The 26,738-nt window shown below is 70.7% G+C and carries 23 protein-coding genes and 1 pseudogene; 16 read left to right on the plus strand and 8 right to left on the minus strand.

Annotation, left to right across the window (positions count from 1 at the left end; translation table 11 throughout):
* Positions 1-12 precede the first annotated feature (12 nt).
* The gene (locus tag K8625_RS08305) at positions 13-972 is read left to right on the plus strand and encodes a J domain-containing protein (RefSeq protein ID WP_223782499.1); all 960 of its coding nucleotides are present in this window, start codon (positions 13-15) and stop codon (positions 970-972) included.
* Between the two features lie 44 nt (positions 973-1,016).
* On the opposite strand, the gene K8625_RS08310 is transcribed toward K8625_RS08305, so the two are convergent.
* The gene (locus tag K8625_RS08310) at positions 1,017-2,009 is read right to left on the minus strand and encodes an endonuclease/exonuclease/phosphatase family protein (protein WP_223749198.1); all 993 of its coding nucleotides are present in this window, start codon (positions 2,007-2,009) and stop codon (positions 1,017-1,019) included.
* A 246-nt stretch (positions 2,010-2,255) separates the two neighbouring features.
* Here K8625_RS08310 and K8625_RS08315 point away from each other — a divergent pair, with 246 nt between their 5' ends.
* The gene (locus K8625_RS08315) at positions 2,256-2,819 is read left to right on the plus strand and encodes a hypothetical protein (protein WP_141329407.1); all 564 of its coding nucleotides are present in this window, start codon (positions 2,256-2,258) and stop codon (positions 2,817-2,819) included.
* Between the two features lie 30 nt (positions 2,820-2,849).
* Here the strand turns inward: K8625_RS08315 and K8625_RS08320 are convergent, their stop codons facing one another.
* Positions 2,850-3,248 (minus strand): DUF3037 domain-containing protein, encoded by a 399-nt coding sequence (locus K8625_RS08320; protein WP_223749199.1) that lies wholly within the window; start codon positions 3,246-3,248, stop codon positions 2,850-2,852.
* Positions 3,226-4,011, minus strand: coding sequence for a HipA family kinase (locus tag K8625_RS08325; protein ID WP_223782367.1), 786 nt, complete (start codon positions 4,009-4,011; stop codon positions 3,226-3,228). Before K8625_RS08325 ends, K8625_RS08320 begins: the two co-directional genes overlap by 23 nt.
* Positions 4,012-4,228: 217 nt before the next feature.
* Here K8625_RS08325 and K8625_RS08330 point away from each other — a divergent pair, with 217 nt between their 5' ends.
* The 5 genes and pseudogenes from K8625_RS08330 to K8625_RS08350 all read left to right on the plus strand — a co-directional run bounded on the left by K8625_RS08330 (position 4,229) and on the right by K8625_RS08350 (position 10,300).
* Complete coding sequence (locus tag K8625_RS08330; protein WP_223749201.1) at positions 4,229-5,839, plus strand: S8 family serine peptidase; 1,611 nt, start codon at positions 4,229-4,231, stop codon at positions 5,837-5,839.
* A gap of 189 nt (positions 5,840-6,028) precedes the next feature.
* The gene (locus tag K8625_RS08335) at positions 6,029-6,469 is read left to right on the plus strand and encodes an organic hydroperoxide resistance protein (RefSeq protein WP_223782368.1); all 441 of its coding nucleotides are present in this window, start codon (positions 6,029-6,031) and stop codon (positions 6,467-6,469) included.
* Between the two features lie 941 nt (positions 6,470-7,410).
* Positions 7,411-7,731: pseudogene (locus tag K8625_RS08340) on the plus strand (leucine-rich repeat domain-containing protein); the annotation flags it as partial.
* A gap of 893 nt (positions 7,732-8,624) precedes the next feature.
* Positions 8,625-9,107, plus strand: coding sequence for a GNAT family N-acetyltransferase (locus tag K8625_RS08345; protein ID WP_223782369.1), 483 nt, complete (start codon positions 8,625-8,627; stop codon positions 9,105-9,107).
* A 164-nt stretch (positions 9,108-9,271) separates the two neighbouring features.
* Positions 9,272-10,300, plus strand: a complete 1,029-nt coding sequence (locus K8625_RS08350) for a pyridoxamine 5'-phosphate oxidase family protein (protein ID WP_223782370.1) — start codon at positions 9,272-9,274, stop codon at positions 10,298-10,300.
* 49 nt (positions 10,301-10,349) lie between these two features.
* Here K8625_RS08350 and K8625_RS08355 read toward each other — a convergent pair whose 3' ends face one another.
* Together K8625_RS08355 and K8625_RS08360 are read right to left on the minus strand one after the other, a co-directional pair.
* Positions 10,350-10,676 (minus strand): DUF4286 family protein, encoded by a 327-nt coding sequence (locus K8625_RS08355; RefSeq protein WP_223749206.1) that lies wholly within the window; start codon positions 10,674-10,676, stop codon positions 10,350-10,352.
* Positions 10,664-11,908, minus strand: coding sequence for a DUF6068 family protein (locus K8625_RS08360; RefSeq protein WP_223782371.1), 1,245 nt, complete (start codon positions 11,906-11,908; stop codon positions 10,664-10,666). The genes K8625_RS08355 and K8625_RS08360 overlap by 13 nt, the downstream gene beginning before the upstream one ends.
* 108 nt (positions 11,909-12,016) lie before the next feature.
* Here K8625_RS08360 and K8625_RS08365 point away from each other — a divergent pair, with 108 nt between their 5' ends.
* A complete protein-coding gene (locus tag K8625_RS08365; protein ID WP_223782372.1) occupies positions 12,017-14,032 on the plus strand; it encodes a hypothetical protein in 2,016 nt (671 codons plus the stop codon).
* A 7-nt stretch (positions 14,033-14,039) separates the two neighbouring features.
* Here K8625_RS08365 and K8625_RS08370 read toward each other — a convergent pair whose 3' ends face one another.
* The gene (locus K8625_RS08370; RefSeq protein ID WP_223782373.1) at positions 14,040-15,722 is read right to left on the minus strand and encodes an amidohydrolase; all 1,683 of its coding nucleotides are present in this window, start codon (positions 15,720-15,722) and stop codon (positions 14,040-14,042) included.
* A 649-nt stretch (positions 15,723-16,371) separates the two neighbouring features.
* Here K8625_RS08370 and K8625_RS08375 point away from each other — a divergent pair.
* On the plus strand, positions 16,372-17,292 hold the full coding sequence (locus K8625_RS08375; protein ID WP_305070676.1) for an alpha/beta fold hydrolase: 921 nt from the start codon (positions 16,372-16,374) through the stop codon (positions 17,290-17,292).
* Between the two features lie 109 nt (positions 17,293-17,401).
* Positions 17,402-17,929 (plus strand): hypothetical protein, encoded by a 528-nt coding sequence (locus tag K8625_RS08380; RefSeq protein ID WP_223749212.1) that lies wholly within the window; start codon positions 17,402-17,404, stop codon positions 17,927-17,929.
* Between the two features lie 33 nt (positions 17,930-17,962).
* On the opposite strand, the gene rnz is transcribed toward K8625_RS08380, so the two are convergent.
* The gene (gene rnz / locus K8625_RS08385; RefSeq protein WP_223782374.1) at positions 17,963-18,886 is read right to left on the minus strand and encodes a ribonuclease Z; all 924 of its coding nucleotides are present in this window, start codon (positions 18,884-18,886) and stop codon (positions 17,963-17,965) included.
* Between the two features lie 115 nt (positions 18,887-19,001).
* Between rnz and K8625_RS08390 the strand changes: the two genes are divergently transcribed.
* From K8625_RS08390 to K8625_RS08405, 4 genes are all read left to right on the plus strand, one after another.
* Positions 19,002-19,700 carry a DUF2293 domain-containing protein gene (locus K8625_RS08390; RefSeq protein WP_223749214.1) on the plus strand — a complete coding sequence of 233 codons (699 nt, stop codon included), beginning with the start codon at positions 19,002-19,004 and terminating at the stop codon, positions 19,698-19,700.
* Between the two features lie 134 nt (positions 19,701-19,834).
* The gene (locus K8625_RS08395; RefSeq protein ID WP_223749215.1) at positions 19,835-20,557 is read left to right on the plus strand and encodes a TetR/AcrR family transcriptional regulator; all 723 of its coding nucleotides are present in this window, start codon (positions 19,835-19,837) and stop codon (positions 20,555-20,557) included.
* Between the two features lie 38 nt (positions 20,558-20,595).
* On the plus strand, positions 20,596-21,663 hold the full coding sequence (locus K8625_RS08400; RefSeq protein WP_223782500.1) for an efflux RND transporter periplasmic adaptor subunit: 1,068 nt from the start codon (positions 20,596-20,598) through the stop codon (positions 21,661-21,663).
* A gap of 12 nt (positions 21,664-21,675) precedes the next feature.
* The gene (locus tag K8625_RS08405) at positions 21,676-24,792 is read left to right on the plus strand and encodes an efflux RND transporter permease subunit (protein WP_223782375.1); all 3,117 of its coding nucleotides are present in this window, start codon (positions 21,676-21,678) and stop codon (positions 24,790-24,792) included.
* A 61-nt stretch (positions 24,793-24,853) separates the two neighbouring features.
* On the opposite strand, the gene K8625_RS08410 is transcribed toward K8625_RS08405, so the two are convergent.
* Positions 24,854-25,606, minus strand: coding sequence for a hypothetical protein (locus tag K8625_RS08410; RefSeq protein ID WP_223782376.1), 753 nt, complete (start codon positions 25,604-25,606; stop codon positions 24,854-24,856).
* Positions 25,607-25,660: 54 nt separating this feature from the next.
* Here K8625_RS08410 and K8625_RS08415 point away from each other — a divergent pair, with 54 nt between their 5' ends.
* Both K8625_RS08415 and K8625_RS08420 read left to right on the plus strand, forming a co-directional pair.
* On the plus strand, positions 25,661-26,215 hold the full coding sequence (locus tag K8625_RS08415) for a DUF2378 family protein (protein ID WP_223749218.1): 555 nt from the start codon (positions 25,661-25,663) through the stop codon (positions 26,213-26,215).
* Complete coding sequence (locus tag K8625_RS08420) at positions 26,202-26,693, plus strand: hypothetical protein (protein WP_223749219.1); 492 nt, start codon at positions 26,202-26,204, stop codon at positions 26,691-26,693. The genes K8625_RS08415 and K8625_RS08420 overlap by 14 nt, the downstream gene beginning before the upstream one ends.
* Positions 26,694-26,738: the final 45 nt, after the last annotated feature.

A 26,738-nucleotide genomic window follows, 5' to 3' on the forward strand; every position in this document is an offset into this window, starting at 1 on the left:
ACGTTGTCCACCGTGCAGTTCGTCCTCTTCTATTCGGACAAGCGGGTGCGCGAGCAGCTCTTCGCCCATGTGGACGGGACGCGAGGGGTGTTGCTGGTGACGGGCGTGCGTCATGGGGCGGCCATGCGCTCGCCCGAGCTGCGCGAGCCCTTCGCCACGCTGGAGTTCCTCCACGGCCGCGTGTTGACGCAGGTGCTGGTGGCGGACGAGGGCACCCCGGACGGCATGTGGAGGGACCCGCTGGGAGACCTGGGCGACAGGCTGCACCCCGACAGCAAGGATGACGCGTACGCCGTCACCACGGGCTACCTGCTGCTGGTGGATGGCCAGCCGCGCCAGGTGGTGCGCAAGCACGGCCTGCCCGCCGAGGACCTGTGGTTCCTGGAGGACGCGCTGAGCCGGCTGGAGCCGCGCATCCCCGCGCCGGACCCCGCGCGCCGACCGGGGAAGAAGCGCCCGGAGCCCGCGCCTCGCGCACCGCGTCGTCCCGCCAGCACCGGCGCGGCCCGGGAGCCCGAGGAGGCGGGGGGGCGCCGTGCGCGGGACGAGGAGCGGGAGGGCGGCGAGAGTCCGTGGCGTCGCTCCCGAGGCGCCTGGAGCGGTGACGACGAGCAGGTCGGAGGCGAGCATCCGGGTCGTCGCTCGCGAGGCGCCTGGGGCGGTGACGACGAGCAGGTCGGAGGCGAGCATCGCGCACGCGGGGCCCGGAGTCCTCGCGACCCGGAGGCCACGCCGCCCCGGGGCACCCGGGTACGCAGCGAGGCCCCCGCGCGCAAGGACGCGTGGGAGGTGCTGGGGCTCGAGCGGGGCGTGTCGCGGGACGAGGCGCGCAAGGCGTTCCGCGCGCTCATCGCCGGCTACCACCCGGACAAGGTGGCGCACCTGGCGCCGGAGTTCCGCGAGCTGGCCGAGCGCCGCACGCGCGAACTCCTGGAGGCGTGGGAGACCGTGGAGCAGGAGCTCGGGTCGTAGCGGCGCGCCGCGGCCACCCCGTCACCCGGGCACGGGCCGCACGGTCAGCCCACGCTCGGCACCCCGGGCACGGGCAGCGTGACGGGGAGCGCCTCCAGCGCGAAGCGCGCGACGATGGGCATGTGGTCCGACAGCCCGTGGAAGCGGCTCTTCAAGTCCCCGAACGGGTGGGTCTCCTCGGTGTCGAGCCAGCGCACGCCCCCGCCGGAGAACATGTGGTCCAGGTGCATGCGCATGTGCATGAAGCCCGCGGTGGGGAAGCCCCGCGACACGCTCGGGTCAATCTGTCCCACGGCGGCCTGGGCGCACGTGAAGGAGACATCCCCGGTGAGGTAGCGGAACACCGGGGACGACGGCGGCGAGTTGAAGTCCCCGCAGACGATGAACGGCTCGTCGGCGCGGAGGCTGCCCACGAACTCCGCCAGCTTGCGCGCCTCGTGGAGCTGGTTCACGCCGCAGCCCATCTTGTCCTTGGTGGACCAGAACTCGCGCGCGAAGGGCGTGGGCAGGCTCAGGTGGGTGTTGAAGACGTGGAAGGGGCGCCCGTCCTCGCGGCGCAGCAGGCGCATGTGCGCGCAGATGCGGCTCTGCTTGCGGTCCTTGAGCCGCTGCACGTGGTGGTGGGTGATGGACATGGGCGCGTCCACGTTGTGCTTGTCCACCTGGAGGGTGCGCTTGTTGACGAGCACCGCCAGCCCCGTGGTGTAGAGCGACACCTCGCCCAGCTTGTAGTGGTGCGCGCGGAAGTAGAACGCCTCGTAGGGCATGTCGCGCCCCTGCGCGGCGAACGTCTCCTCCATGCGCCCCATGAAGGCCATCAGCTGCGTCTCGCCGGGCAGCTTGGGGCGGTGGGCGATGGTGCTGCGCAGCGAGGTGGTCTCCACCTCCTGCAGGCACACCACGTCCGGCAGCGGGTCCAGTCCGGCCAGCGCGAAGGCCACCCGGCGCTTGGGGCCCACGGTGCTCGCCAGGCCCCGGAGCATGTGGCCGAAGTAGCGGACGTTGTACGTGACGATTCGAAGCGAAGAGTCGGGCATACGAGGTCCGTGCCCGTCCCGGGCACGCCGCAAAGCTACTCATCCGCCCGCCCGCGCGCCCCCGATTCCTCACCTGCCGGACAGTTGACAGACGGTCGTCCCCGGTCGGGAAGCTCGCGCCGGCCCGTGGGTTCCCTCGCCCTGGAGGCCATGCTTTCCTGGTCGGGAGGAAGGCGCCCGCCTGCCCGGTGGGGTGGCGGACGCCCAGGGCCGGCGAGGGTGGTCTCCCGTGGAACTGGAGGGTCGATGAACGCGATGGGATGGGCGGCGCCGCTGGTGTTGCTGGTGGCGGGCTGTGGCGGCTTCGAGCAGGAGACGTATGACGTGGAGCTGGACGCGGCCCAGGCGGCGGCCGTGCCCTACTCGTGCACCGACAAGACGGCGAAGGAGCCGGTGGCGGTGCCGGGCATCGGCGGCGTCTCCGGCCTGGCGCTCCAGCAGCGCTGGACGGTGCGCGCCGAGGAGTACGGCGCCACGAGCATCGAGGTGCCCGACGTCTCCTTCACGCTGCACCGGGGCGACGTGGCGACGCTCGACGAGGACGACGCCCCGGACATCCTCCAGGGCACGCGCTCCGATGAGGGGCCGTTCCAATACGTGGACATCCGCTCCATCCCGTCGACAGTGGCCGGCGAGTCGAACATCGTCTACGTGCTGCGCTTCTACATCGCCAACGACTCGCTGGAGGACGACGACATCGAGGGCTTCATCGACGTGCGACGCACCTCGTTCGAGGGCCTGGGCATCGACGCGAGGGAGCTCGAGGAGTGCACGTACAAGGTCCGCCTCGCCGGTCGCCGGGTGAAGTGAGCCCGGGGCGCGAGGGCCCCGGGCCCGGCCTCACGGCGCGCGCTTGAGGCGCACCACGGTGTCGAGCAGGTGCTCCAGCGCGGCCTGGGGCTCCAGGCTCAGCCCCGAGTGCACCGGCCCCGTCTGGAGCATGGTGCTGCGCGGCGCCACGAGCCAGTGCCAGCGCTCCTTCTGCGGCAGCTGGCCGATGGGGCCCGCGCCCTTGCCGCCCACGCAGACGCGCTGGAAGCTGTCCAGGTGGCAGCGCACCGTCTCCAGGTCGATGTCGGGCGCGAGCGCCTTCAAGCGCGCCTCGTCCACCTCCACGCGCGCGCCCAGGAAGCGCTGCGTGGTGCAGAAGAGGACGACGCCCACGTTGATGAACTCCTCGCGCTCCACGCGCGGGACGACGCGGATGATGGCGTAGTCAAACGAGCTGTGCGCGGGCACGGGCCGCCTCCTCGATGAAGGCCGGCAGGGCCTGGACGCGCTTGCACAGCCAGCTCACGTAGGCGGCGCGGTGCGCCTCCACGGTGGGGAAGGGGGACTCGGCCGCCTTCAGCCAGCCCTCCGGAATCCCCGCCACGGTGGTCTCCATCAGCTCCCGCGTGAAGTGCGTGGACAGCAGCGCCTGGGCCTGGGGGAGCTGGCTGGCCCACGGCAGCAGCACGTGGTCCTTGATGGGCGCGAAGCGGCTCTGGCTGCGCTCCTCCCAGTCCTCCCACGCGTGGTGGAAGTAGAGCGACGCGCCATGGTCGATGAGCCACAGCTCCCGGTGCCAGCACAGGAGGTTGGGGTTCTTCGGCGTGCGGTCCACGTTGGTGATGAACGCGTCGAACGCCACCAGCGACGACGCCACGTCCACCTTCGGCGCCGGCCCCGCCACCGGGTCGAACGTCACCGAGCCGGGCAGGTAGTCCAGCGCCAGGTTCAGCCCCGCGCTCGCCTTGAGCAGCTCGCGAATCTCGCTGTCCGGCTCGTTGCGGCCCAGCGCCGGGTCCAGCTCCACCAGCACCAGCTCCGGCACGCGCAGCCCCGCGGCCCGGGCCAGCTCCGCGGCGATGTACTCCGCGATGAGCGCCTTGGCCCCCTGGCCCGCCCCCCGGAACTTCACGACATACAGCCCCGCGTCGTCCGCCTCGACGATGGCGGGCAGCGAGCCCCCCTCTCGCAGGGGCGTCACGTAGCGCGTGGCGACGATGGTCCTCGGCATCCTTCCCGTCCTCGCCCCACGCCGCGTCCGGGCCAGGGCCTGGGGCCAAACCCCCGGAAGGAGGGGCCCGGCCGCGCTCTACCACGCCTGACGCGCCTGCCCACCCGCCAAGGGGGTTCACTTCAGGTGGAAAAAGCAGCCCTCCAGGAAACTGATCCTGACGAGCTGCGACAATCAGGGACAGTCGTTGATTCCGCTTCCCCCCGGAGCCGCCAACATGACCGTCACCCGCAAGCCCCTGTCGCTCCCGTCGCCCACCACCCGTACCGGGGAGGCTGCTCGTCCGGAGGCGCCCGCGACGCCCGCCGCGGAGCGCGTGGTGGCCCGGCCCGGCAAGAACGGCACGGACGGCTTCGAGTCGGCCAAGTCGGCGCGGCCCTCGAACTTCGTGGACCGTCCCACCGGTCACCGCCCGGATCCGAACGCCCCGGTGCTGCCGGCCACGGCGTTCGCCTTCGGCCCGAGCAAGGCCACGCTGGCCGGCCGTGACACCTCCACGCCGGTGACGCTGACGGCGTCCGCCACGCCCAACGCGGCGGTCAAGGACCTGGCGACGGTGACGTCCACGGTGAGCTTCGACAAGGACGTCTCGCTCGACTCGCTGAAGCTGAACCTGGACCTGGCGCACTCGTACCGGGGCGACCTGGTGGTGAAGGTGACCAGCCCGTCCGGCAAGACGGCGACGGTGTCCAACCGCCAGGGTGGCAGCGCGGACGACGTGAAGGGCTCGTTCGACCTGAGCACCACGTTCAAGGGCGAGTCGGCCAAGGGCACCTGGACGCTGTCCGTCGAGGACAAGGCGCGCGCGGACACGGGCACGCTGAAGAGCTGGGGCCTGGAGGCCACGGGCAAGGCGCCGGGCACGGACCCGGTGGACCCCAAGCCCCCGCGCCCCACGGGTGACCCGGTCATCGCGGTGTTCGACGGCGGCGTGGACTTCAAGCACAGCGACCTCGACAGCGCGATGTGGACGAACCCGAACGAGATTGCCGGCGACGGAATCGACAACGACGGCAACGGCGTGAAGGACGACATCCACGGCTACAACGTCGGCTTCAACAGCGGCGACGTGATGAAGGGCCAGGGTACGGACCACGGCACGCACGTGGCGGGCATCATCGCGGCCGAGGACAACGGCGAGGGCAACACGGGCATCGCCGCCGGCAAGGCGAAGGTGATGAGCATCGGCGGCCTGTACGACGGCGCGGACCTGCTCACCAACTTCGAGCGCGGCGTGGACTACATCGTCAACATGAAGGAGAACCACGGCGTCAACGTGCGCGCGCTCAACGCGAGCTTCGGTGACGAGTACCGCGACGCGGCCTCGCAGGCGCGCTGGAAGGCCGCCGTGCAGAAGCTGGCGGACGCGGACATCCTGCTGGTCGCGGCCACGGCCAACGGCAATGGCAGCAACATGAACAACGTGCAGGACTTCCCGGCCAACATCGACCTGCCCAACGTCATCACCGTGGCGGCCATGGACCAGCGCAACGACAAGCTGGCGCGCTTCTCCTCGCACGGCGACAAGGTGGTGGAGCTGGCCGCGGTGGGCGAGAACGTCCTGAGCACCGTGCCCGGCGGCGACTGGGAGAAGATGAGCGGCACGTCCATGGCCACCCCCACGGTGGCGGGCGCCGCGGCCCTGATGTTCGCCGCGAACCCGGACCTGACGGCCGCCCAGGTGCGCGACCTGCTGGTGCAGACGGTGGAGCTCGACCCGGACCTCAAGGGCAAGGTCAGCACGGGCGGCAAGCTGGACATCGCCGCCGCCGTGAAGGCCGCCGAGGAGTTCGTCACCACGCCCCCCGCGACCGTCGCGGGCCGCTGAAGCGCCCACGGGCCCGGACGTCCTCCGGGCCCTGAGCGGTCGGGTGGGTGGATATCCGGCCCCTGTCTTCCGCGGGTTTCGCGGTGGCAGGGGCCTTTTTTCGGCCCGAATTGATTGCGCGCGATTGAATTGCGCCCTAGATAAAGGGGGTCGGAAAGAAGCGACTCTGAACTTCCAGGAGAACAAGCCATGGCTCCCGTCACGATTTCGCCGCTGTACACCGCCCACGCCACCGCCCACGGAGGCCGGTCGGGCAAGGTCCAGTCCTCGGACCAGGTCATTGATTTGCCGCTGGCGATGCCGAAGGAGCTGGGCGGCGCGGGTGGGGTGGCGACGAACCCGGAGCAGCTGTTCGCGGCGGGGTATTCCTCGTGCTTCGAGAGCGCGCTGCGGCTGGTGGCGGGCAAGGCGGGCAGGAAGCTGGGGCCCGAGGTGGGCATCACCGCGTCGGTGACGATTGGGAAGACGCCGGACGGGGGCTTCGGGCTGGCGGTGGAGTTGAAGGGCATCCTGCCGGGCATCCCCCGTGACGAGGCGGAGAAGCTGATGCACGCGGCGCACGAGGTGTGCCCGTACTCGCGCGCCACGCGCGGCAACATCGACGTGAAGCTCTCCGTCGCGGAGCAGTGAGCGAACAGCCGTTCAGGCCTGCAAGGGAGTTGGTATGGGGAGGAATGTCGAACTCCTCCCTGTCCGCTCCCTCGCCTCGCGCATCCCTGTCCCTCGTCGCCCGTGAGAAGGGGGCGGCACGCACCTGGTCCTTCGAGCGGGCTGGAGCGGCGGTGACGTTCCGAGAGGGCCCGCTCGGTGGGAAGTCGAAGCAGACCGAGAAGACGTTCGAGACCGAGGCCGAGGCGATGGCCTTCTGCGAGAAGAGCCTGCGCGCGAAGGTGGAGAAGGGGTACTTCGCCTCGGAGCTGGGCTTTCGCGCCGTGCCTGTCGAGCAGGTGCGCGCCGAGCTGAAGGTCGCGGGCGACGCCGAGGGCCGGGTGCTGGTGCATGACGGTGACCTCGTCATTCCGCACGACCTCATCCTGGATGACGGGTTCGGGTTGCTGGCGCCGGAGCAGGACGCGCAGGCTCCGTTGGTGGGGCTGTGGGTGCGCGGCGCGCTCACCGTCGAGGGCTGCCTGCTCAACTTCGAGGACGACACGGGGCCCTTCCTGCAGGTGGGAGGCGCGCTGGTCGTCCGGGGTATCGGCGTGGGTGGCTCCCAGGTCCGGGTCGATGGGAGCGTCCGTACGGGCGAGCTCATCGGCGTCTACAACCACGGGCTCGTCGATGTGGGCGGCGACCTGGACGCGCGCATCGTGGCGACCGAGCACACGGTGAGCGTGGCGGGGACGCTGAACGCGATGCGCTTCCTGGGGTGGGGCGCGAGTGTGTTCCGAGTGGTGGACGGTGTGGAGGAGGTGAGTGACCCGCATGAGGCCTCGGGTGTCTTCGTGGCGGGGGTGCTCAAGAAGCCGGAGGGGCAGGTGGACCTGTCGCTCGCGCGCAAGCGGCTGGCGGAGGGGAAGCCGAACCTGCTCGAGGCGCCGGTGAGTGTCCGCGCCGAGTTCCGCAAGCAGATGGCGAAGAAGCTGGAGGCGCCGGAGAAGCTCAAGAGCCTGGTGCTGAGCCGGAAGAACCTCCGCGCCCTGCCGGCGGAGCTGTTCCAGTTCCGTCGGTTGGAGACGCTGGACCTGTCGGGGAACAAGCTGCGCAGGCTGCCCGAGGAGCTGGGGTTGCTGACGGAGCTGCGAGAGCTCCGGCTGGGAGGCAACGGGCTGCAGGAACTGCCGGAGTCGGTGGGGGAGTTGGGGAAGCTCGTCCACCTGGACCTGGAGGCGAACTGCCTCTGGCGGCTGCCGGAGTCCCTGGCGCGCTGCACGGAGCTGCGCAGCATCAACCTCATCAACAATCCCTACTCATACGTGCGCGCCTCGTTCGGGAGCTGGCGGCAGGTGAAGGTGCTGCGGGACTTCCCCGAGGTGCTCACGCGGTTGCCGAAGCTGGAGGTGGTGGAGTTCAACGGGACCTTCCTGCGCGCGTTGCCGACGCGGGCCTTCGACAGTCGGGGCTTGCAGCGGGTGAGCATCAAGGACTCGCTCATCACGGAGGTGGACAAGGCGTTGCATCCGTTGGTCGAGGTCGACCTGGAGGCCGCGAAGAAGACGGCGGCGGACTTCGTGCGCTTCTGGTTCGCGCACGACTCCGTGCACCTGGAGGACTTCTATGACGCGAAGACGCGGACGTATGACTTCGCGGACGTCATCGCGCTGGTCCACATGCTGGTCGACAGCGCCCTGCCTGTCACCGCGGCGTACGAGGGGGTGCTGGCGACGTGGAAGGACCAGGTTGAACGTGTGGGCCACGTCATCGACCGGGCCGAGCGGAACCCGGAGCACTCGCGCGCGCTGTTCGGCGCGCTCCGGGATTCCCTCGACACGGTGGGCAACACCACGGGGGCGAACGTGCTCGTGGATGGGCTGCGTGGGCTGTTCGACGAGCGAGCGCGCGCGGGGGGGGTAGAGCCCGGCACGCTCCGTGTCGCGGGGGACACGCTGTGCCATGAAGGACGCACGGGTTTTCCCTTAAGGACGCGGTGTCATGTGCGTGCGAGAGGCACGCGGGTGCGTCACTCCTCGACGCCCTCCCTCGGAGGACTCGCGGGAGGCGCCTTGGGGGGCCTCCTGGCATGTCCCTTGAAGTCTCCCCGGGGTGAAGGGGGGAAGCCTGTATGCATGAGCGTCAGCTCATTCCGATGGATGTGGCGGGGACCGCGGTCCTGGTGGCGGCTCGGATGTTGTTGGAGGAGCCGGACGTCGAGGAGTTCTTCGGGTGGTGGCGGCCCGAGGCGGGAGGACGTCCGCCAGGGCGGTGGAGCGCGGCGGAGGGGACCCGGTTGTATGCCGTGGCCGAGCGGGGCAACGGCGTCATCGGCCTCGCGGCGCTGACCCACATCCGCCGCGAGGAGCATTACGCCCGCGTGTGCTGCTCCATCCTGGCGCAGCATCGCCAGAATGGCGCGGGGCACTGGACCCTGTCGGAGCTCATCCGGCAGGGCGTCAGGCTGGATGGACTGCGACACCTGGAGACCTCCGTCCGCGCGGGGCATTCGACGTCGCTTTCGACCCTGGAGTCGCTCGGCTTCCGGCGCCTGGACGTTTCAGGCCAGCTGTCCGGCGACACGTCCCCGAGCGGGTACGTCTATCTCCGGTTGGATTTGCCCTCCGGGTCGGCGGGGTACTTCCCACGTGTCATCGCGCGCAATCTCTGCGCGTGACGCGGCCGCTGGCGGGAGACGGACTCCCGCCTCGCGCATTCCTGTCGCGGGTGGCGGCGCGTGAGCCGGCGCAGCGCCCTGGCGGGCCTGGCGGGCCACCTCCAAGCGGCTTGGTTGGAGGTTGTGACTTTGCAAGTCAATCTCAAGTTTGTATGCTTGGGTCCATGGCACGGGTCCAGACAGTCGAGGCGCTCGAAGGGGTGGTGGGCTCCCGCCCGCTGGGTGTGATGCTCAAGTCGCTGGACTCGCTGGATGACCACTGCCTCAGGCTGCTGGCGTGCTCGTCGTTCGCGGTGCTCGGCTATGTCGACGTGGATGGGCAGGGGCGCGCGACGGCGGTTGGCGGGTCTCTGGGGTTCGCGCGCGTCGTGGACCCGACGCACCTGGAACTGCGACTGGACGCGCCCATTCCGCTCAACCCCACCGTGGGCTGTGGCCTGCTGTTCTTCATCCCGGGCCTGGGCGAGACGCTGCGGGTCAACGGTCACGCGACGCTCGAAGGGCACACCCTGCACGTCACCGTGGAAGAAGCCTTCGTGCACTGCGCGAAGGCCATCATCCGCTCGGGGCTCTGGAAGTCACCGAAGCCCGCCACCTCGGACACTCGCGCCGCGGGCACCTGGAGTGGTGACCCCGAGGTGCACGACTGGCTGTCACGCACGCCCTTCGTCGCGCTGGCCTCGTGGGATGCGCAGGGCCTCGCGGATGTGAGCCCCAAGGGCGACCCCACGGGCTTCCTCCGACTCGACGGCACGCGCGTGGCCGTGCCCGACCGCCCCGGAAACCGTCGCACGGACACGTTCCACAATGTCCTCGAACAATCCCGTGTGGCCCTGCTCGCGCTCATCCCTGGCGAGACGCGCTTCCTGGAGGTCTCCGGCGTCGCCTCGCTCTCCACCGAGCCCTCGCTGCTGGCCTCGATGACCGTCGAGGGCAAGGTGCCGAAGATGGCGCTGCTGCTGGAGTCCCACGCGGCGCGTCTCCACGCCAGTCAGGCCATCGTCGACGCGGGGCTGTGGGACACCGCGCGTCACGTGCCCGCGAGCCAGCTCCCCAAGATGGCCGACGTGTTCGTCGACCACGTCCGGCGCAGCCCCCAGAAGGGCGCCGCCGCCGCGACGGTGCGCGCCCTCGTGTCCAGGAGGATGCTGAGCTGCGCGCTGGAGCAGGACTACAAGAAGAACCTGTACTGAGTCCGCGAGGGCTCCCGTGTCTCGCGACGCAGGGAGCCCTCGTGCACCGTCAGAACCGCTTCACCTCGGTCAACACCTGCCGCGAGTGCCGCGTCACCGTCCCGAAGCGCGCGAGCGACTCCGCGCGCAGGTGCTTCGCCGCGTCGCTCGTGGTGTAGCGCTGGAAGTCCGCCTCACTGGCCAGCTCGAAGTGACACACGTACCGGGTCCAGCCATCCGGGGCCCGCTCCGTGTCCTTCCACTTGCGGCACCCCAGGAACCCCGGCTCGCGCAGCACCTCGGGGACATGCGTCCCCTCGTGCCACTGGTTCCACGCGGCCTCCGCGCCGGGCTCCACCTCGATGACCACGGTGTACAGCGACGTCACGGCTGCCACGCACCGAAGCCCGTCAGCTTCGCGCCGCCCTGCGACTCACGCTTGCCCTTGGACGAGACGCGATAGGTGAAGTCCGACAGCGGCTCGAACCGCGCCTCGTGCGCCAGCCCGCCGAGCGTCTTCTCCCACGGGTCCGCGGCGAACAGCAGCGTGCGCACCTGCTTCGCGTTCGTCGGCCCCTCGTTGGCGTCCACCTGGAGCACCGGCACCCGCTTGGTGCCCACCGCCAGCGTCTCGCGCACGGCCGGCGCCGAGTTGGGGACCGCGGGCGGCCACTGCTTGGGCTCCAGCCCCAGCGAGATGAACGACAGCAGCACCTCCTCCAGCGGCATCACGCTCGCCTGCGAGAAGTCCTGGCACGGCGCCTCGTCCGTCGCGGGGTTCACCGGCGCCTCCGTGCGCAGCACGTAACCGGCCTCCGCCGACTGGCACGTGCGCAGCACCGTCTTCGTGCCCTCCGACTCCATCTCCCGGTCGAACCACGTGCCAGGACCCAGCGGCCACTCCAGGTCCGGCGCCATGCCCGCGCCCTCCTTGCCCTGGCGCATCGACACCAGCGTGAGCTGATGGCTGCCCGCGCCGCCGAAGCCCGACAGCGTGGTGCTCGCGTCGAGCAGCCCGTTCGTCAGGTACAGCGGCCCCGCGTCCACCGCGTACAGCCGGTTCTCCAGTGGACCATCCACCGGGCGATTGTCGCGCAGATAACGCTTCGCCTCCCACGTGCGGCCCGCGGCCGTGGGCTGCTCGGACGTCGCGGTGCCCTCGCGCGCGACCTCCAGCGGCCGGGAGGCCTCCACGCGCATGGGAATCGCCAGCCGCCGCGACAGCCGGGGCTGCGTCAGCTCACCCCCCTTGTCGCTCTGGAGCGTCAGCGTCAGCCACACGCGCGAGCTCTCCACCGCCGCGACCTCCAGCGTCAGCTGACCCGCCGCGGCCGAGCCACCCTGCGCGTCGCGCGGCGGCGTGCGAATCGCGGAGAACGAATAGACGACCTGGTCGCCCACCCGGGCGCGGTGCCAGGCAGAGGTCCCCTTCGTCGAGGCAGGAGCCTCGGGCGCGGCGGTGCCCGTGGGCGTGTCCGTGGCGCTCCCGGACGTGCCGCCTTGCGTCACCGGCACACCATCAGTGGGGCCCGCGGCGCGGGGCTTCGTGCTCTCACAGCCGGAGCCGAGCGTCAGCGTCGCGCACAGGAGCGCGGAGCGGGACAGGAAGGAAGCGGAGGGCTTTCGCATTCGGGCGTCACCTCACGAGAAGGGCCTTGCGCGGCATTGCGCGACCCCAGGCGGGGCTTGATACACCGGGGGACAGGTCATCCCCAACTTCCTGGAGTTTCCGCGCTCATGCCCACCCCACTGTCCATCCGCCGGGTCGTCCTCTACAAGCATGGCGTCGGGTACTTCGAGCGCCGGGGCAGCGTCACGGGCAGCGACACCCTGCACCTGGACTTCAAGGCGCGGGACATGAACGACGTGCTCAAGTCGCTGACGGTGTTGGACCTGTCGGGCGGCTCGGTGTCGGCGGTGAGCTACGACTCGACGAAGCCGCTGGAGCAGCTGCTCGCGGAGGCCACCATCCGGATTCCAGAGGACGGCAGCCTCACGGCGCTGCTCGGGCAGATCAAGGGCGCGCGCGTGCGGGCGCGCGTGGGCGGCGGTCAGGTGGAGGGCTCCATCATCGGCCTGGAGTCGCTCGCGGTGGCCGCCGGTGAGACCAGCGTGGTGCGCCCGTTCCTGTCGCTGCTGGTGGGCGCGTCGCTGCGCACGTTCGACGTGCTGGACATCACCGAGCTGGAGTTCCTCGACGAGGCGGTGCGCAAGGATTTGGAGTTCTATCTGTCCACGGTGCTGTCCTCGTACAAGAAGGACAGCAAGCGCATGAGCATCCTCACCGCGGGCGAGGGTGAGCGCGAGGTGTTCGTCAGCTACGTGGTGGAAGCGCCTGTGTGGAAGACGAGCTACCGCATCCTCCTGGACGAGGGCGAGTCTCCGCTGCTCCAGGGCTGGGCGCTGGTGGACAACACGGGGGACGAGGACTGGGTGGACGTGGAGCTGGCGCTCGTCGCGGGCCTGCCGGTGTCGTTCGTGCACGACCTCTACAACCCCCGCTACATGAAGCGCCCCGTGGTGGAGGTGAGGACGGAGGCCGCCGCCGCGCCGGTGATTCCGGAGGAGAGCTACGCGAGCGCCCCGGCCGTGATGGATGAAGAGAGTGATGCCATGCCGATGATGGCCGAGCTGGCGCCCGCGCCGGCGATGGCGCCGGGCCGCTCCCGCTCGCTGATGCGAAGCAAGGGCGGAGCGACCTCCGGTGGTCCTGGTGGGCCCCGGCTGCGGGATGTGCTCGAGCAGCAGGGCGCGAAGGTGACGACGCTGACGAAGGACGTGGGGGACTTGTTCGAGTACGGCGTGGACCGGCCGGTGACGGTGCACCGCAACCAGAGCGCGTTGGTGCCCATCCTGCACAAGTCGTTCGAGGGGCGTCGGGTGCTGCTCTACAACCGGGCCACGCGCGAGAAGAACCCGATGGCGTGCATCGAGCTGAAGAACACCACGGGCCTGACGCTGGAGGGCGGCCCGGTGACGGTGACGGAGGACGAGCGCTACGTGGGCGAGGCGATGCTCGACACGATGAAGCCGCAGGACACGCGCTTCGTGCCGTACGCGGTGGAGCTGGGCTGCGTCGTCACGGTGGAGGAGGGCGCCGAGGACGGGCCCGTCTTCCGCGTGGTGGTGAGCCACGGCAGCCTGATGGCCGAGTACCACAACGTGCGGCGCACGACGTACGTGGTGCGCAACAAGGCGCCCCGGCCGCAGGTGCTGTTCATCGAGCACCCGCGCATCGGCTGGGAGCTGGCCAAGGACATGCCCGCGCCCGAGGAGACGACGGACGGCTTCTGGCGCTTCAAGCGGACGCTGGCCGCGGGCGCGCAGGAGACGTTCGTGGTGTCCGAGCGCACCACGGGCCATCGGCACTACGCGCTGTCCTCGGTGGGGCCGGACGACGTGGCCTTCTTCCTGTCGCAGCGCTACGTGGACCAGGCGATGTCGGACGCGCTGCGGGAGGTGATTGCCATCCGCGAGCGCGTGGCCACGCTCACGCGCGACGAGCAGCAGCTCACCCAGGAGCGCGCGCAGCTCTTCAAGGACCAGGAGCGCATCCGCTCCAACATCGAGTCGCTCAAGAGCGGCGTGTCGCAGCGGGAGCTGGCCGAGCGCTTCGTGGCCAAGCTCAACGAGCAGGAGGACCGGCTGGATGCCATCGCCCGCGAGCTGGAGCGGCTGGCGAAGGAGCGACAGGCGGCGCAGGAGGAGCTGCACCGCCGCGTCCAGTCGCTCAGCCTGGTGTCGAACCTCTAATCACGGCTCACGGGGTGGCGCGGTGGACTTCATCGCCGCCCACCACGGTGAGGTGGACCTGGGCGCCGGGCAGCTCGGAGACGGGCGCGTCCACGGGGTCCACGGACAGGGCGACGAAGTCCGCGTCCATGCCGGGCTGCAGTCGGCCTCGGCGCGCCTCGGCGAAGGAGGCGTAGGCGGCGCCCACGGTGAAGCCCTCCAGGGCCTCCTGTCCGCTGAGGCGCTGGTCGGCGTACCAGCCGCCCTCGGGCGTGCCGCGCGCGTCCTGACGGGTGCGCGCGGCGTAGAGGCCGGCGAGCACGTCGGGGCGCTCCACGGGGAAGTCGCTGCCCAGGGCGAGCACGGCGCCGGAGGACTTCAGGCGCTGCCACGCGTAGGCGCCGCGGATGCGCTCGGGGCCCACGCGCGCCTCGGCCCAGGGCATGTCGCTGGTGGCGTGCGTGGGCTGCACGCTGGCGATGAGGCCGATGCGGCCCAGGCGGGTGATGTCATCCAGGCCCATGATTTGCGCGTGCTCGACGCGGTGGCGGCCTGCTTGGGTGGACGTGGCCTGCATCGCGCGCGCGAGGGTGTCGAGCACCAGCGTGTTGGCGCGGTCGCCGATGGCGTGGGTGCAGACCTGGAAGCCGGCGCGCATGAAGTCGGTGACGCGCTTCTCGTACTCCTCGGGGGTGAGGAGCAAGAGGCCGCGGTGGCCGGGCTCGTCGCTGTAGTCCTGGTGCAGGGCGGCGCCACGGCTGCCGAGCGCTCCGTCCAGCACGAGCTTCACCGCGCGCAGGGTGAGGCGCTCGCCCTGGTAGGGGCCCATGCGCAGGAACTCGGCGCGCTCGGGGGCCTGGCCGTCGGCCATGGCGTAGACGCGCAGGGGCAGCTTGCCTTCCTTGTCCATGCGCTGGAGCAGCTGGAAGGTGGCCAGGTCCATGCCGGCGTCGTGCACGCCGGTGAGGCCCACGCGCGCGGCGCGGTTGAGGGCGGCGGTGAGCTGCGCGGTGCGCTCGGCCTCGGTGAGGGGCGGCAGCACGGCGTGAATCAGGCCGATGGCGTTGTCGACGAGGATGCCGGTGGGCTCGCCGTTGGCGTCGCGGAGGATGCGGCCGCCGTTGGGGTCCTGGGTGGCGCGGGTGATGTTCGCGCGGCGCAGCGCCTCGCTGTTGACCCAGGCGGCGTGGCCGTCGATGCGCGTGAGGTACACGGGCGTGCGCGGGTGCTTGGCGTCGAGGTCCTGGCGGGTGGGGAAGGTCTTCTCGGGCCAGTCGTTCTGGTCCCAGCCTTGTCCGACGAGCCACTCGCCCTGGTAGGAGGTGCTCGGCGCGTTGGCGACGCGGGCGAGGGCCTCCTGCTTGGTGGTGGCGCCGAGCAGGGTGACGGTGGCCTCCCATTGACCGAGCGAGGACAGGTGTCCGTGCGAGTCGGTGAGGCCGGGGACGATGGTGGCGGAGCCCAGGTCGACGACGCGGGCGCCGGGACCGGCGGCGGCGAGGACCTCGTCACGGGTGCCGGTGGCGAGCACCTTGCCGTCGCGGACGGCGAGGGCCTCGACGACGGGGCGGCCCGGGTCGAGGGTGCGCACGCGCGCGGCTACGTAGACGGAGGTGCCCGCGGGGTCCGGGCGCGGAGTGTTCCGCGTGCAGCCGCCGAGGAGGGAGAGGAACAGTACGGCACCGAGGAGCCCGCCGATTCGTCGCAGCATCGTTTCGCGCACCTGTCTGGATGGAGGGCCGCCCCGAGCCTGGGGCGGGCGCGCGACACTCTGGCGCACCCGGTGGTCGGGGGCCAGTCTGCTCACGAAGAGCGAGCGTTCGGCATGGGCGCTAGTCGTTCTCGTCATTCGCCCGAGGTCGGTCAACGGGAGGAGGTTGGTCATCCGACCGATGCGGCCTCCCGCTCACGTCGGGTTTCACCTTCGTTTCAGCTCCTCGGGTGGAAGGCGACGCAAGCGCCACACGTTCCATGCCTCCAGGGCCGTCGTGGCCGTGAAGCAGAGGGCCAAGACCCCCGTGATTTTCGTGGCCCACGTCACGCTGAAGAACATCGCGCACAGCCAAAGGGCCAGAAAGAACAGGACCAGTCGGATGCCGCTGCGGAATGCGACCTCGGACTGACGGATGCGGGTAGCTCGCTTCATGGTCGACCCGGGACTCGATTTATCGGAAGTGTTCGAACCCAAGACATGATGGATGTCCGATGTCCTCACTGGCCATGAGCAGGAGCCCGTGGAGGACCGTTCCTTGGGCGCTGTCCGCAAACTCTGACATGCATCCTCGCGCGTTGATGAGTCATGGACGCATGGCCTCTGGATGGAGACCTGTCTCTGCCACGGACTGCTAGCTTGCGCCCTCATGGACACCGACACCCCCGCGCTCGCCTCGTTGTCCATTCCCCTGGCCTCGCTGCGCATGCAGGCCTTGGAGGCGGGGCCCGCGGACGGCCCGCTCATCCTCCTGCTGCACGGCTTCCCCGAGCTGTCGGAGAGCTGGCGTGACGTGCTGCCCGTGCTCGGCGCGGCGGGCTATCACGCCGTGGCCCCGGACCTGCGCGGCTATGGCGGCACGGACCGTCCCCGGAAGGGCTACGACCTCGACACGCTCGCCGAGGACATCTACCAGCTCGCCCGCCACCTCCAGCCCGACCGCCCCATCCACCTCGTGGGCCACGACTGGGGCGGCGGCATCGCCTACCACGTGGCCGCCACCCGCCCCGACATCGTCGCCACCCTCACCGTCGTCAACTGTCCCCACCCCTCCGTCCTGCTGCGCCGCATCTGGCGCCCCGCCCAGCTGCGCCGCTCCTGGTACATGTTCTTCTTCCAGCTCCCCTGGCTCCCCGAGCGCGCCCTGTCCGCGAACAACGGCGCCCGCGTCCCGGGTCTCATCCGCCGGGGCATGTCCCGCAACTCCCAGGTCAGCGACGCGCGCCTCGCCCCCTACGCCCAGAACCTCTCCCACCCGGACGCCGCCCGCGCCGCCGTGGATTACTACCGCCAGTCCTTCCGCGACCTCCTCACCCCCAACGGCGCCCGCCGCCTCCTCCAGGGCTACCCCCGCATCCGCGCCCCCTTCCGCCTGGTCTGGGCCGAGGAGGACCGCGCCCTGGGCCGCGAGCTCACCCACGACCTGGAGCCCTGGTTCGAGCTGCCTCCCCAGGTGCGCTTCCTCCCAGGCGTGGGCCACTTCGCTCCCCTGGAGGCGCCCGCCCTGGTTTCCGCGCAGATCCTCGAACACGTGGGCACACACCCGCCCCAGCCCATACGCCGAGCGTAGACAGACACGGAGGAGATGGTTGTCCCCGGCAACCTTCCCCCCGGGGACTTGGCGGCGGGGCAGGGGTGAGGGATGTTCCGGCCGTCTCACATTCCCTGGAGTCAAGCGCATGAACCCGTCCCAGTCCCGCCTCGGGGCGTTGTCGTTGCTCGTCGTCGCCGCCCTCTGTCTGACCTCCGCCACCGGCTGCGCCGGCCGCCGCCGCGAGGCCTTCCTCAACGACAAGGCGCGCACCCACGTCTACCGCAAGCCCGCCGCCGAGGTCTGGCCGCAGGCCATCGCCCTCCTCAAGGAGAAGGGCTACTCCATGCGCGCGGGCAAGGACGGCTTCGAGGCGTCCACCGAGTGGCTCATGCACGGCGCCCCCTCGTCGCTGGGCACCACCCAGGTGCGCTACCTGGTGAAGGCCGTCGAGCGCGGCCCCGGCCAGTGCGCCATCGAGTACTACAAGCAGCTGTCCACCGAGTCCCGCGGCGCCCAGAGCGGCGGCCGCCAGCAGTCGGAGTTCAACGACCCGGCCCCCCGCGCCGACGGCACCACCTTCAACCGCGACCCGGAGATGGAGTGGGAGCTCTTGCAGAAGGTGGACGCCGAGTCGGCCACCGCCCTGCGCGCCGAGGCGGAGAAGATCCAGTAACGAAGCCGTACGTCCCCGAGGAGCCGCCGCGCGTCAGTCGCGCAGCGGCAGCTCCAGGGTGAAGCCGTCGTACGCCACCTCACAGGGCCCCTTGTACTCCTCGCGCGCCTGCGCGAGCAGCTTCGCGGGGTCCGTGTCGTGGCGGCTGGACAGGTGGGTGAGCACCAGCCGGCGTGCTCCCGCCTCGCGGGCCACCCGCGCCGCCTCGCGCGCCGTGGAGTGATGCGTCTCCAGCGCCCGCGCCTGCTCGTCGTCGGAGAAGGTGGACTCGTGGATGAGCAGGTCCGCGTCCTGGGCCGCCTTCACCACCGCGGCGCACGGCCGCGTGTCCCCGGAGATGACCAGCTTGCGCCCCGGCCGCGGCGCGCCCAGCACGTCCTCGGGCTTCACCACGCGCCCGTCCTCCAGCGTGACGCTCTCGCCCCTCTGCAGCTTGCCGAAGTGGGGCCCCGACGGCACGCCCAGCTCGCGCGCCTTCTCCAGGTTGAAGCGCCCCGGCCGCTCGTCCTCCACCAGCGCGTACGCCAGCGCGTTGATGCGGTGGTCCACGCCGATGGCGTGCAGCGCGTACCCGTTGCGCCGCACCACGTCGCCGTCCTTCACCTCGTGGATTTCGACGGGGAAGGACATGGCCTCCACGCCCAGGTGCACCGCCTGGTGCAGCAGGCGGCGGGCCGGCGGCGGGCCGTACAGGTGGATGGCGTGCTCGCGCCCCATCATCCCCAGCGTGCGCAGGAAGCCGATGATTCCCAGGTAGTGGTCGGCGTGGAAGTGCGTGAAGAAGACCGCGTCCACCGTGAAGCCGGTGCCGAAGCGCACCATCTGCCGCTGGCTGCCCTCGCCGCAGTCGAACAGCAGCAGGTCCGTGTCCGCCTTCACCGCGAGGCCCGACAGGTTGCGGTGCAGGGTGGGCTGGGCGGCGGAGGTGCCGAGGAAGGTGAGCCTGAGGAGGGACATGCCGGCACTTCCCACGCGAAGAGTGTCTCCCGCGCCCGGACCGCCAGGGCGCGAGGCGCCATTTAGCAGGCTTTGGACCCGCCCGTGCTATGTGAGCCGCCCCCCAGACACCGCCATGCCCGAATCCCTGACGTTCGCCCCCACCTCGGACCCCCGCCGCGTGCGTGCCCCGGATGGCCGCGTGCTCTCCGTGCCGGAGGGCTGGGTCCTGCTGCCCCCCGGTGACGCCGGGCTCACCCGCCGCGTGAAGGCCGCGGGCCCCACCTGGACGGTGGTGGAGAAGGTGGGCCGCAAGCTCTTCTCCCGGGGCGTGTGGGCCCCCGAGCCGCACATCCTCCAGGCCAAGGCCGCGCTGGACGCCGAGCGCGCCACCCCCGCCTACGCCAGGAAGCTGGCCGCCGGCCGCGACCGGCGCGCCCGCGAGCAGGAGCAGTACGAGGTCGACTTCGCCAACAGCGTCCTGCGCTTCCTCGCCTTCTCCCCCGCGTGGCTGGCCCACGCCAAGAAGCTGGCCGTGCTCGTCTCCGCGCACGCCACCCCCGTGGGCAGCGGCACCGTGGCCCGGACGGAGCGCATCCCCGTGGAGCGCCGCGCCGAGGCCGCCGTCATCGCCTGGATGCGCCACCAGACGACCCAGTACGACGACATGAGCATCGCCCGCGTGAAGGGCGCCCGGCGTGAGGTGCGCCGCGAGCTGGCGGAAATCTCCCGCGCCGTGCTGGACCTGCACCGCCGCGACGTGCCCCACGGCCCCTCCGCGTGTCCGCTGTGCACCGCCCTGGCGCGTGTGGGAGCGGGTACTCCCCAGCCCTGAGCCCGGCCTCCGGGGTGGAATGACGGTGGGGTTTCTGACCCGCCGTTCACTCACATTGCGTCATTACTGACCGGCGGGTTAATAACGGGTCCGTCATGCCGAGACCCGCGGACCCCCACGCCAGGGAAGCCCTGATGACCGCCGCCCGGGCGGAGTTCGCCCGCAAGGGGCTGCGCGGGGCGCGCATCGAGGACATCACCGCCGCGTGCGGGCTCTCCAAGGGCGCCTTCTATCTGCACTTCGAGTCGAAGGAGGCGCTGTTCGCCGAGGTGCTGACCTCGCTCGAGACGCGGCTCAACTCGCTGAACACGCGGCGGATGGAGGCGGTGGAGCGCCACTTCCGCGAGCAGGGGCTGCCCGGCCCCCGGGACAGGCGGGATTTCATCGAACGCTACCAGCGCTTCTTCCAGACCGAAATCGACTTCGATTTGGAGTCGCTGGAGCTGATGTGGTCCCACCGGGACATCGTCGCGGTGCTCGTCAGCGGCAGCCAGGGCACGCCCTTCGAGTCGCTCTTGTGGCGCATGACGGACGCGCAGGTGGAGCGCGTGGCGCGCGACTTCCGGCGGATGCAGGAGGCGGGGGCGGCGGACTCGGAGATGGATGCGCGCCTGTTCGCCTCGTTCATCGTCGGCGCGTACGTGCTGCTCGCGCAGCGCATGGTCCACCTGCAGCAGAAGCCGGACCTGACGGCCTGGGCGCACACGCTCCAGCGCCTGTGTGAAGGCGGCACGGTGCCGCGCTTCGAGCCCTCCGCTGTCGCCCGGCCCTCCGTACGCGCGCAGCGGCCCAAGACTTCCACGCGACGGGCACCCGCCCGCGCGAAGACCCGTCACACCCCGAGGAAACGTCCGTGAACCTCCCCAGCAACCCCCGCGCCCCCAGGGCGCTCGCCATGGCGGGGCTCGTCGCCGCGACGCTGTCCGTGTCCGCCTGCTCCCGCGCGGATGCGTCCTCCACGCCCGCCGCCGGAGCGAAGACGGAGGCCGCGCCGCCCTCCGTGAAGCTGGTGTCCGCGCGCACGGTGAAGGCCGCGCCGCGCGAGGAGGTGACGGGCACGCTGTTCCCCGCGCAGATGCTCCAGGTGGGCTTCGAGGTGGGCGGGCGGCTGGCCGCGGTGAAGGTGGGCAAGGGGACGGTGGTGAAGAAGGGGGACGTGCTGGGGCAATTGGACGTGGAGATTGCCGACGCGCAGGTGGCGCAGGCGGAGGCCGCGGTGGCGGCGGCGCAGGCCGGGGCGGACATGGCCGCGGACGTGGCCGCGCGCAACCAGACGCTGCAGAAGGAGGGCGGGGTGAGTGATTTGCAGAACCGCTCCACCGCGGCGCAGGCGGCGCAGGCCCAGGCGCAGCTGCTCGCGGCCAAGGCGCAGCTGGCGCAGGCGCGGGCGGCCCGGCGGCGGCACGACTTGAAGGCGCCCTTCGAGGGGACGCTCATCGACGCGCCGGAGCAGACGGGCGCCACGGTGGGGCCGGGCACGCCGCTGTTCAACCTGGAGCGGCTGGACACGCTCCTGCTCAAGACGACGGTGGCGGAGTCGCTGCGCGCCCGGCTCAAGCCCGGCCAGAAGGTGCGGGTGGAGTCCATCGCCGGCGGCGCCTTCACCGAGGACGCGGTGGTGCGCACCATCCTGCCCTCCGCGGACCCGGCCACGCGTCGGGTGCCGGTGGAGCTGGCGGTGCCCAACGCGGACGGCCGCTTCGTGGCGCACACGCTGGCGCGCGCGGTGCTCCAGCTGGGGGATGACCAGGACGCGCGGGTGGTGCCGGGCTCGGCGCTGTCCTCGGCGAACGGGGACCACGTGCTCATCGTCGGCTCGGGCGGCGAGGTGAAGCGGGTGGACGTGCAGGTGCTGGAGCGGCGCGATCGCGAGGTGGTGGTGCTGGCGCGCTCCGAGTTCGAGTCGGTCATCGACCACCCCACGCCGAGCCTGTCGCAGGGCTCGCGCGTCACCGTGAAGTAGAGGGACGCCGCCATGCTCCTGAGCGACGTCTCCATCCGTCGGCCCGTCTTCACCACGATGCTGTCGCTGTGCCTCGTCGTCCTCGGCCTGATGGGCCTGGGGCGGCTGGGCACGGACCTGTATCCGGACGTGGCCTTCCCCGTCGTGGTCGTCAGCACCGTCTACAAGGGCGCGGGTCCGGGCGAAATCGAGACCCAGGTCGTCAAGCCCATCGAGGATGCCGTCGCGGGCATCAGCGGCGTGGACAAGATCCACTCCTGGAGCCGCGAGAACCTGAGCACGGTGGTGGTGCAGTTCAAGCTGTCCACCAACATCGACCGCGCGGTGCAGGAGGTGCGCGACAAGGTGGCGGGCATCGCCAACAAGCTGCCGCAGACGGCGGACGCGCCGGTGGTGGGCCGGGTGGACCTGTCTGCCACGCCCATCCTCACGTACGCGGTGTCCGCGGACCTGCGCTCCCAAGATTTGCGCCGGCTCATCGATGACCGCATCAAGCCCGCGCTCGCGCAGCTGGAGGGCGTGGCGGAGGTGCGAATCACGGGCGGCGACACGCGCGAGATTCAAATCGACCTGGACCTGGACAAGGCGCGCTCGGCGGGCGTGTCCCCGCTGGAGATTGCCCAGCGGGTGGGGGCGGAGAACCTGGACCTGCCGGCGGGCCGGCTGCAGCTGGGCTCGAGCGAGCTGACGGTGCGCTCGCTGGGGCAGTTCAAGGACGTGGAGGAGATCCGCCGGTTGCCGGTGGCGCGCAGCCGCACGGGCGCGCAGGTGCGGCTGGAGGAGATTGCGACGGTGACGGACGGGGTGGCGGAGCGGCGCACGGTGGCGCGGCTCAACGGGCAGGACGCCGTCATCCTGGACGTGGTGAAGCAGCCGGGCTCCAACACCATGGCGGTGAGCGACAACGTCAAGCGCGTGCTCAAGGACATGGGGCCGGAGGTGGGGCAGGGCTTCACGGCGCGGCTGCTCATCGACCAGTCGGACCTCATCAAGGAGAACGCGCACGAGGTGTGGGTGGCGCTCATCTTCGGCGGCGCGATGGCGGTGCTCATCATCCTGCTGTTCCTGCTGGATGGTCGCGGCACGTTCATCTCCGCGCTGGCGCTGCCCACGTCGGTGCTGGGGACGTTCTTCGCGATGTACCTCTTGGACTACACGCTCAACCAGATGACGCTCCTGGGGTTGTCGCTGGCCATCGGTCTGCTCATCGACGACGCGGTGGTGGTGCGCGAGGCGATCACCCACCGGCTGGAGAAGGGCGAGGACCCGATGAGCGCGGCGGCGAACGGCACGCGCGACGTCGGCCTCGCGGTGCTGGCGACGACGCTGTCGCTGGTGGCGGTGTTCGTGCCGGTGGCGTTCATGCCGGGCATCGTCGGTCAGTTCTTCAAGCAGTTCGGCATCACGATTTCGGTCGCCGTGCTCATCTCGCTGTTCATCTCCTTCACGCTGGACCCGATGCTGTCGGCGCGGCTCGCCAAGCAGCGCAGGCCGGGCGAGGTGCACAAGGACAACGCGGTGGCGGCGTGGCTGCGCGCCTTCCTGGACGGCACGGAGCGCGTGTACGAGCGCATCCTGCGCTGGGTGCTCGCGCACAAGTGGCTGACGACGGGCATCACCGTGGTGGTGCTGGTGGTGTCGTTCGGCGCGTCGAGCCGGCTGGGGTTGGAGTTCCTGTCGGCGGAGGACCGCTCGCAGTTCATGGTGGATTTGCAGCTGCCGGACTCGGCGAGCATCGCGGAGACGGAGTCGCGCACGGGGGAGGCGGAGGAGCTGCTGCGCAAGCTGCCGGAGGTGACGGCGGTCTACTCGGTGGTGGGCACCAACGGCGACGTGAACAAGGCGCGGCTGCGCGTGCTGACGGTGGGCAAGGGCGAGCGCACCAAGGGCATCCCGCAGTTGAAGGAGGAGGCGCGCGAGCTGCTCGCGGGGCTGGTGGCCACGCGGGTGAACCTGAGCGACCCGCCCATCCTCGAGGGCATGGGGGGGGACTTCTATCCCATCATGGTGCGGGTGACGGGGCCGGACCTGGCGCGGGTGCAGGTGGAGGCGGAGCGAATCGCCGACATCCTGCGCAAGCTGGAGGGGACGGCGGACGTGCGGGTGGAGGCGAATCCGCCCAAGCCGGAGCTCCAGGTGCACATCGACCGGGCGCGGGCGAGCGACGCGGACATCAACGCTGCGGGGCTGGCGACGCAGCTGCGGCTGGCGATTGGCGGCGACGTGGTGGCGAAGCTGCGCGAGGGCACGACGGAGACGGACATCCGGGTGCGGCTGGCGGAGAAGGACCGGAGCACGCCGGAGCGGGTGCGGCAGCTGGAGGTGTTCACGCCCCGGGGTCTGAGGCCGGTGACGGACGTGGCGAGCGTGGAGCTGCGGGACGGGCCGAGCGTCATCGAGCACGAGAACCGCGAGCGGCAGATTGCCGTGTTCTCACAGCTGGGCAAGGGCGCGGCGCTGGGCAACATCGCGGCGAAGCTGAAGGAGCAGGTGGCGCTGGCGCCGCTGCCGCCGGGGTACACGATTGTCTACGACGGCCAGATGAAGAGCATGGATGAGCAGAACGAGGCGTTCGGCACGGCCTTCATGCTGGCGTTCGTGTTCATCTACATGGTGCTGGCGAGCCAGTTCGAGTCCTTCAAGCACCCGTTCACCATCATGGCGTCCTTGCCGCTGGCGCTGGTGGGCGCGTTGTTGGGATTGGTGCTGACGGGCTACCACCTGTCGATGGGCGCGATGATTGGCATCATCCTGTTGATGGGATTGGTGACGAAGAACGCGATTCTGCTCATCGACGGAGCGTTGCAGCACCTGCGCGAGGGTGACTCGGTGGACGAGGCGCTGATGAAGGCGGGGCCTCGTCGGTTGCGTCCGATCCTGATGACGAGCGCGGCGATGGCGATCGCCATGGTGCCGACGGCGGTGGGCACGGGGACGGGCTCGGAGTTCCGGGCGCCCATGGCCATCTCGGTGATTGGCGGCGTCATCACGTCCACGTTCCTGACGCTGCTGGTGGTGCCGGTGGTGTTCGCGGCGATGGAGCGGGTGGGGCGCTTCGGTCGCAAGAAGACGCCCGCGGCCGGGCCCGCCGTGAAGCCGGTGGCGTCCGGGCCCAGTCAGGCCGCGTGACACCGTCTGTGTGAAACACGGGGCCCGAGGCGGTTGGCTCGGGCCCTGTCTCCGGAGTGGCTCACCCGCCCGTGTACACGGGCGTCATCGTGTCGAGGATGGCGCGCATGAGCGCCTGGCCGTCCGGCGTGTCCGGACACAGTCCTCCCCAGACCAGCGTGAGGCGCTCGGAGACGGGGCGGAAGTACATGCGCCCTCGCATCCTCACCGGCTCATAGCTCTCCCGGCCACCGGCGAGGTAGTCCTCCTCCGGCACGCCGAACACCGCGTAGTAGCTCAGGTCCGGCGCCTGCGCGTCCTCGGTGCGATGCAACCCGCTGGGGATGAGACAGGCCACGTCCGCGCTGTGCCACGCGCCCTGCCGCCCCGTCGTCACCTCCAGCGGCTCGAAACACATCCGCGACGCCGGGCACCCCATCTCCCCCGCCGTCAGGAAGTTGTAGTCCAGCCGCGGAATCTCCAGCATCTCCTCCACGTCCACCCGTCCATCGCTCCGGAAACCCCAAGGGTTGCCGTCCCGCTTGTACGAGCGCACGCCATAGGCGCCGTAGAACACGTTGTACCAGGGGCTGTGCGGATTGAAGTAGTCCGAGCACCCCACGTCGTCCGGGAAGTCCGCGATGGTGAAGGCCACCAGCAAGTCGAACAGCCGCTTGTTCTCGAACGCGAGGAACGGCTCGTGCGCCACCGCCCCGATGGAGCCCCGGACCGCCGGCACCGGCGTCACCAACCCCAGCTCCTCCAGGAAGTTCGTCTTGCCCGGAAGCGGCGTCGCGTTCATGGCCATCACGGCCAGCTCTCGTTGGAGACCCATGGTGTTTTCGTTCCCCGCTGCAACGACAGATGGGTCCAGAGTACACTGGTGAACATGCCGGAGAAGCTCGTCTTCGAGCACACCTTCGAAGGGCTCTTCGTGAGGGGACTCGCGGGGCGCGTCACGCCCGTCCTGCGAGACCGCCTGCACGAGGTCGGCCTGGACCTGAAGAAGAAGCTCCGGCCCGCCTACGACTTCGACATCTGGTGCTCCGCCGTCCGCGTCGCCGCCCAGGAGCTGCACCCCGACGTGCCCCCCGAGGAGGGCTATGCCCTGCTGGGTGAGCGCATGGTGGACGGCTACCGCGAGACGGCGATGGGGCGCGCCCTCTTCAGCGTCATCCAGCTTCTGGGCCCTCGCCGCGGCGTGGGCCGCGCCCAGCAGATGTTCCGCTCCGGCAACAACTACACCGAGGCCCGCATCGAGGATGTCTCCTCCAACGAGGTGGACCTCTGGATGAACGAGGCCGGCCCCATCCGCTACTTCACCCAGGGCGCCCTGCGCGCGGGCCTGCGCGCCACCGGCGCCGTGCAGCCGCTCGTCACCGTGGCGGGCTTCACCTCCGCCGACGTCACCTACCGCTGCACGTGGCGCAATGGAGTCTCCTGAGCCCTCCCTGCCGGGCCTGCTCGCCGTGGACCTGGGCCTGCGCTCGGGGCTCGCCCTGTACGGACCGGATGGGCGGCTGCGGACGTACCGCTCGCAGAACTTCGGCAGCCAGTCGCGGCTGAAGCGCGCGGTGCCCTCGGTCCTCGCGGGCTCGGGCGAGCTGGCCTGGCTCGTCCTCGAGGGCGGCGGGCCCGTGGCGGACGTCTGGGAGCGCGAGTCCGCACGGCGCGCGCTGCCCGTGCTGCGCGTCTCCGCCGAGGACTGGCGCGAGCGGCTCCTGTACGCCCGTGAGCAGCGCAGTGGCGGACAGGCGAAGGACGCGGCGGACGGACTGGCGCGCAGGGTCATCGCGTGGTCCGGCGCCCCGAAGCCGACCTCGCTGCGCCACGACGCCGCGGAGGCCATCCTGTTGGGCCTGTGGGGCGTGCTGGAGGTGGGCTGGCTCGCGCAGGTGCCGCCCGAGGTCCGCGCCCGGTAGGGGCCCTTGCCGCGTCCCTGCTATGACGGGGGCTCGGGTTGTGCC

The sequence above is a fragment of the Myxococcus sp. AS-1-15 genome (assembly GCF_020037055.1).
Taxonomy (GTDB): domain Bacteria; phylum Myxococcota; class Myxococcia; order Myxococcales; family Myxococcaceae; genus Myxococcus; species Myxococcus fulvus.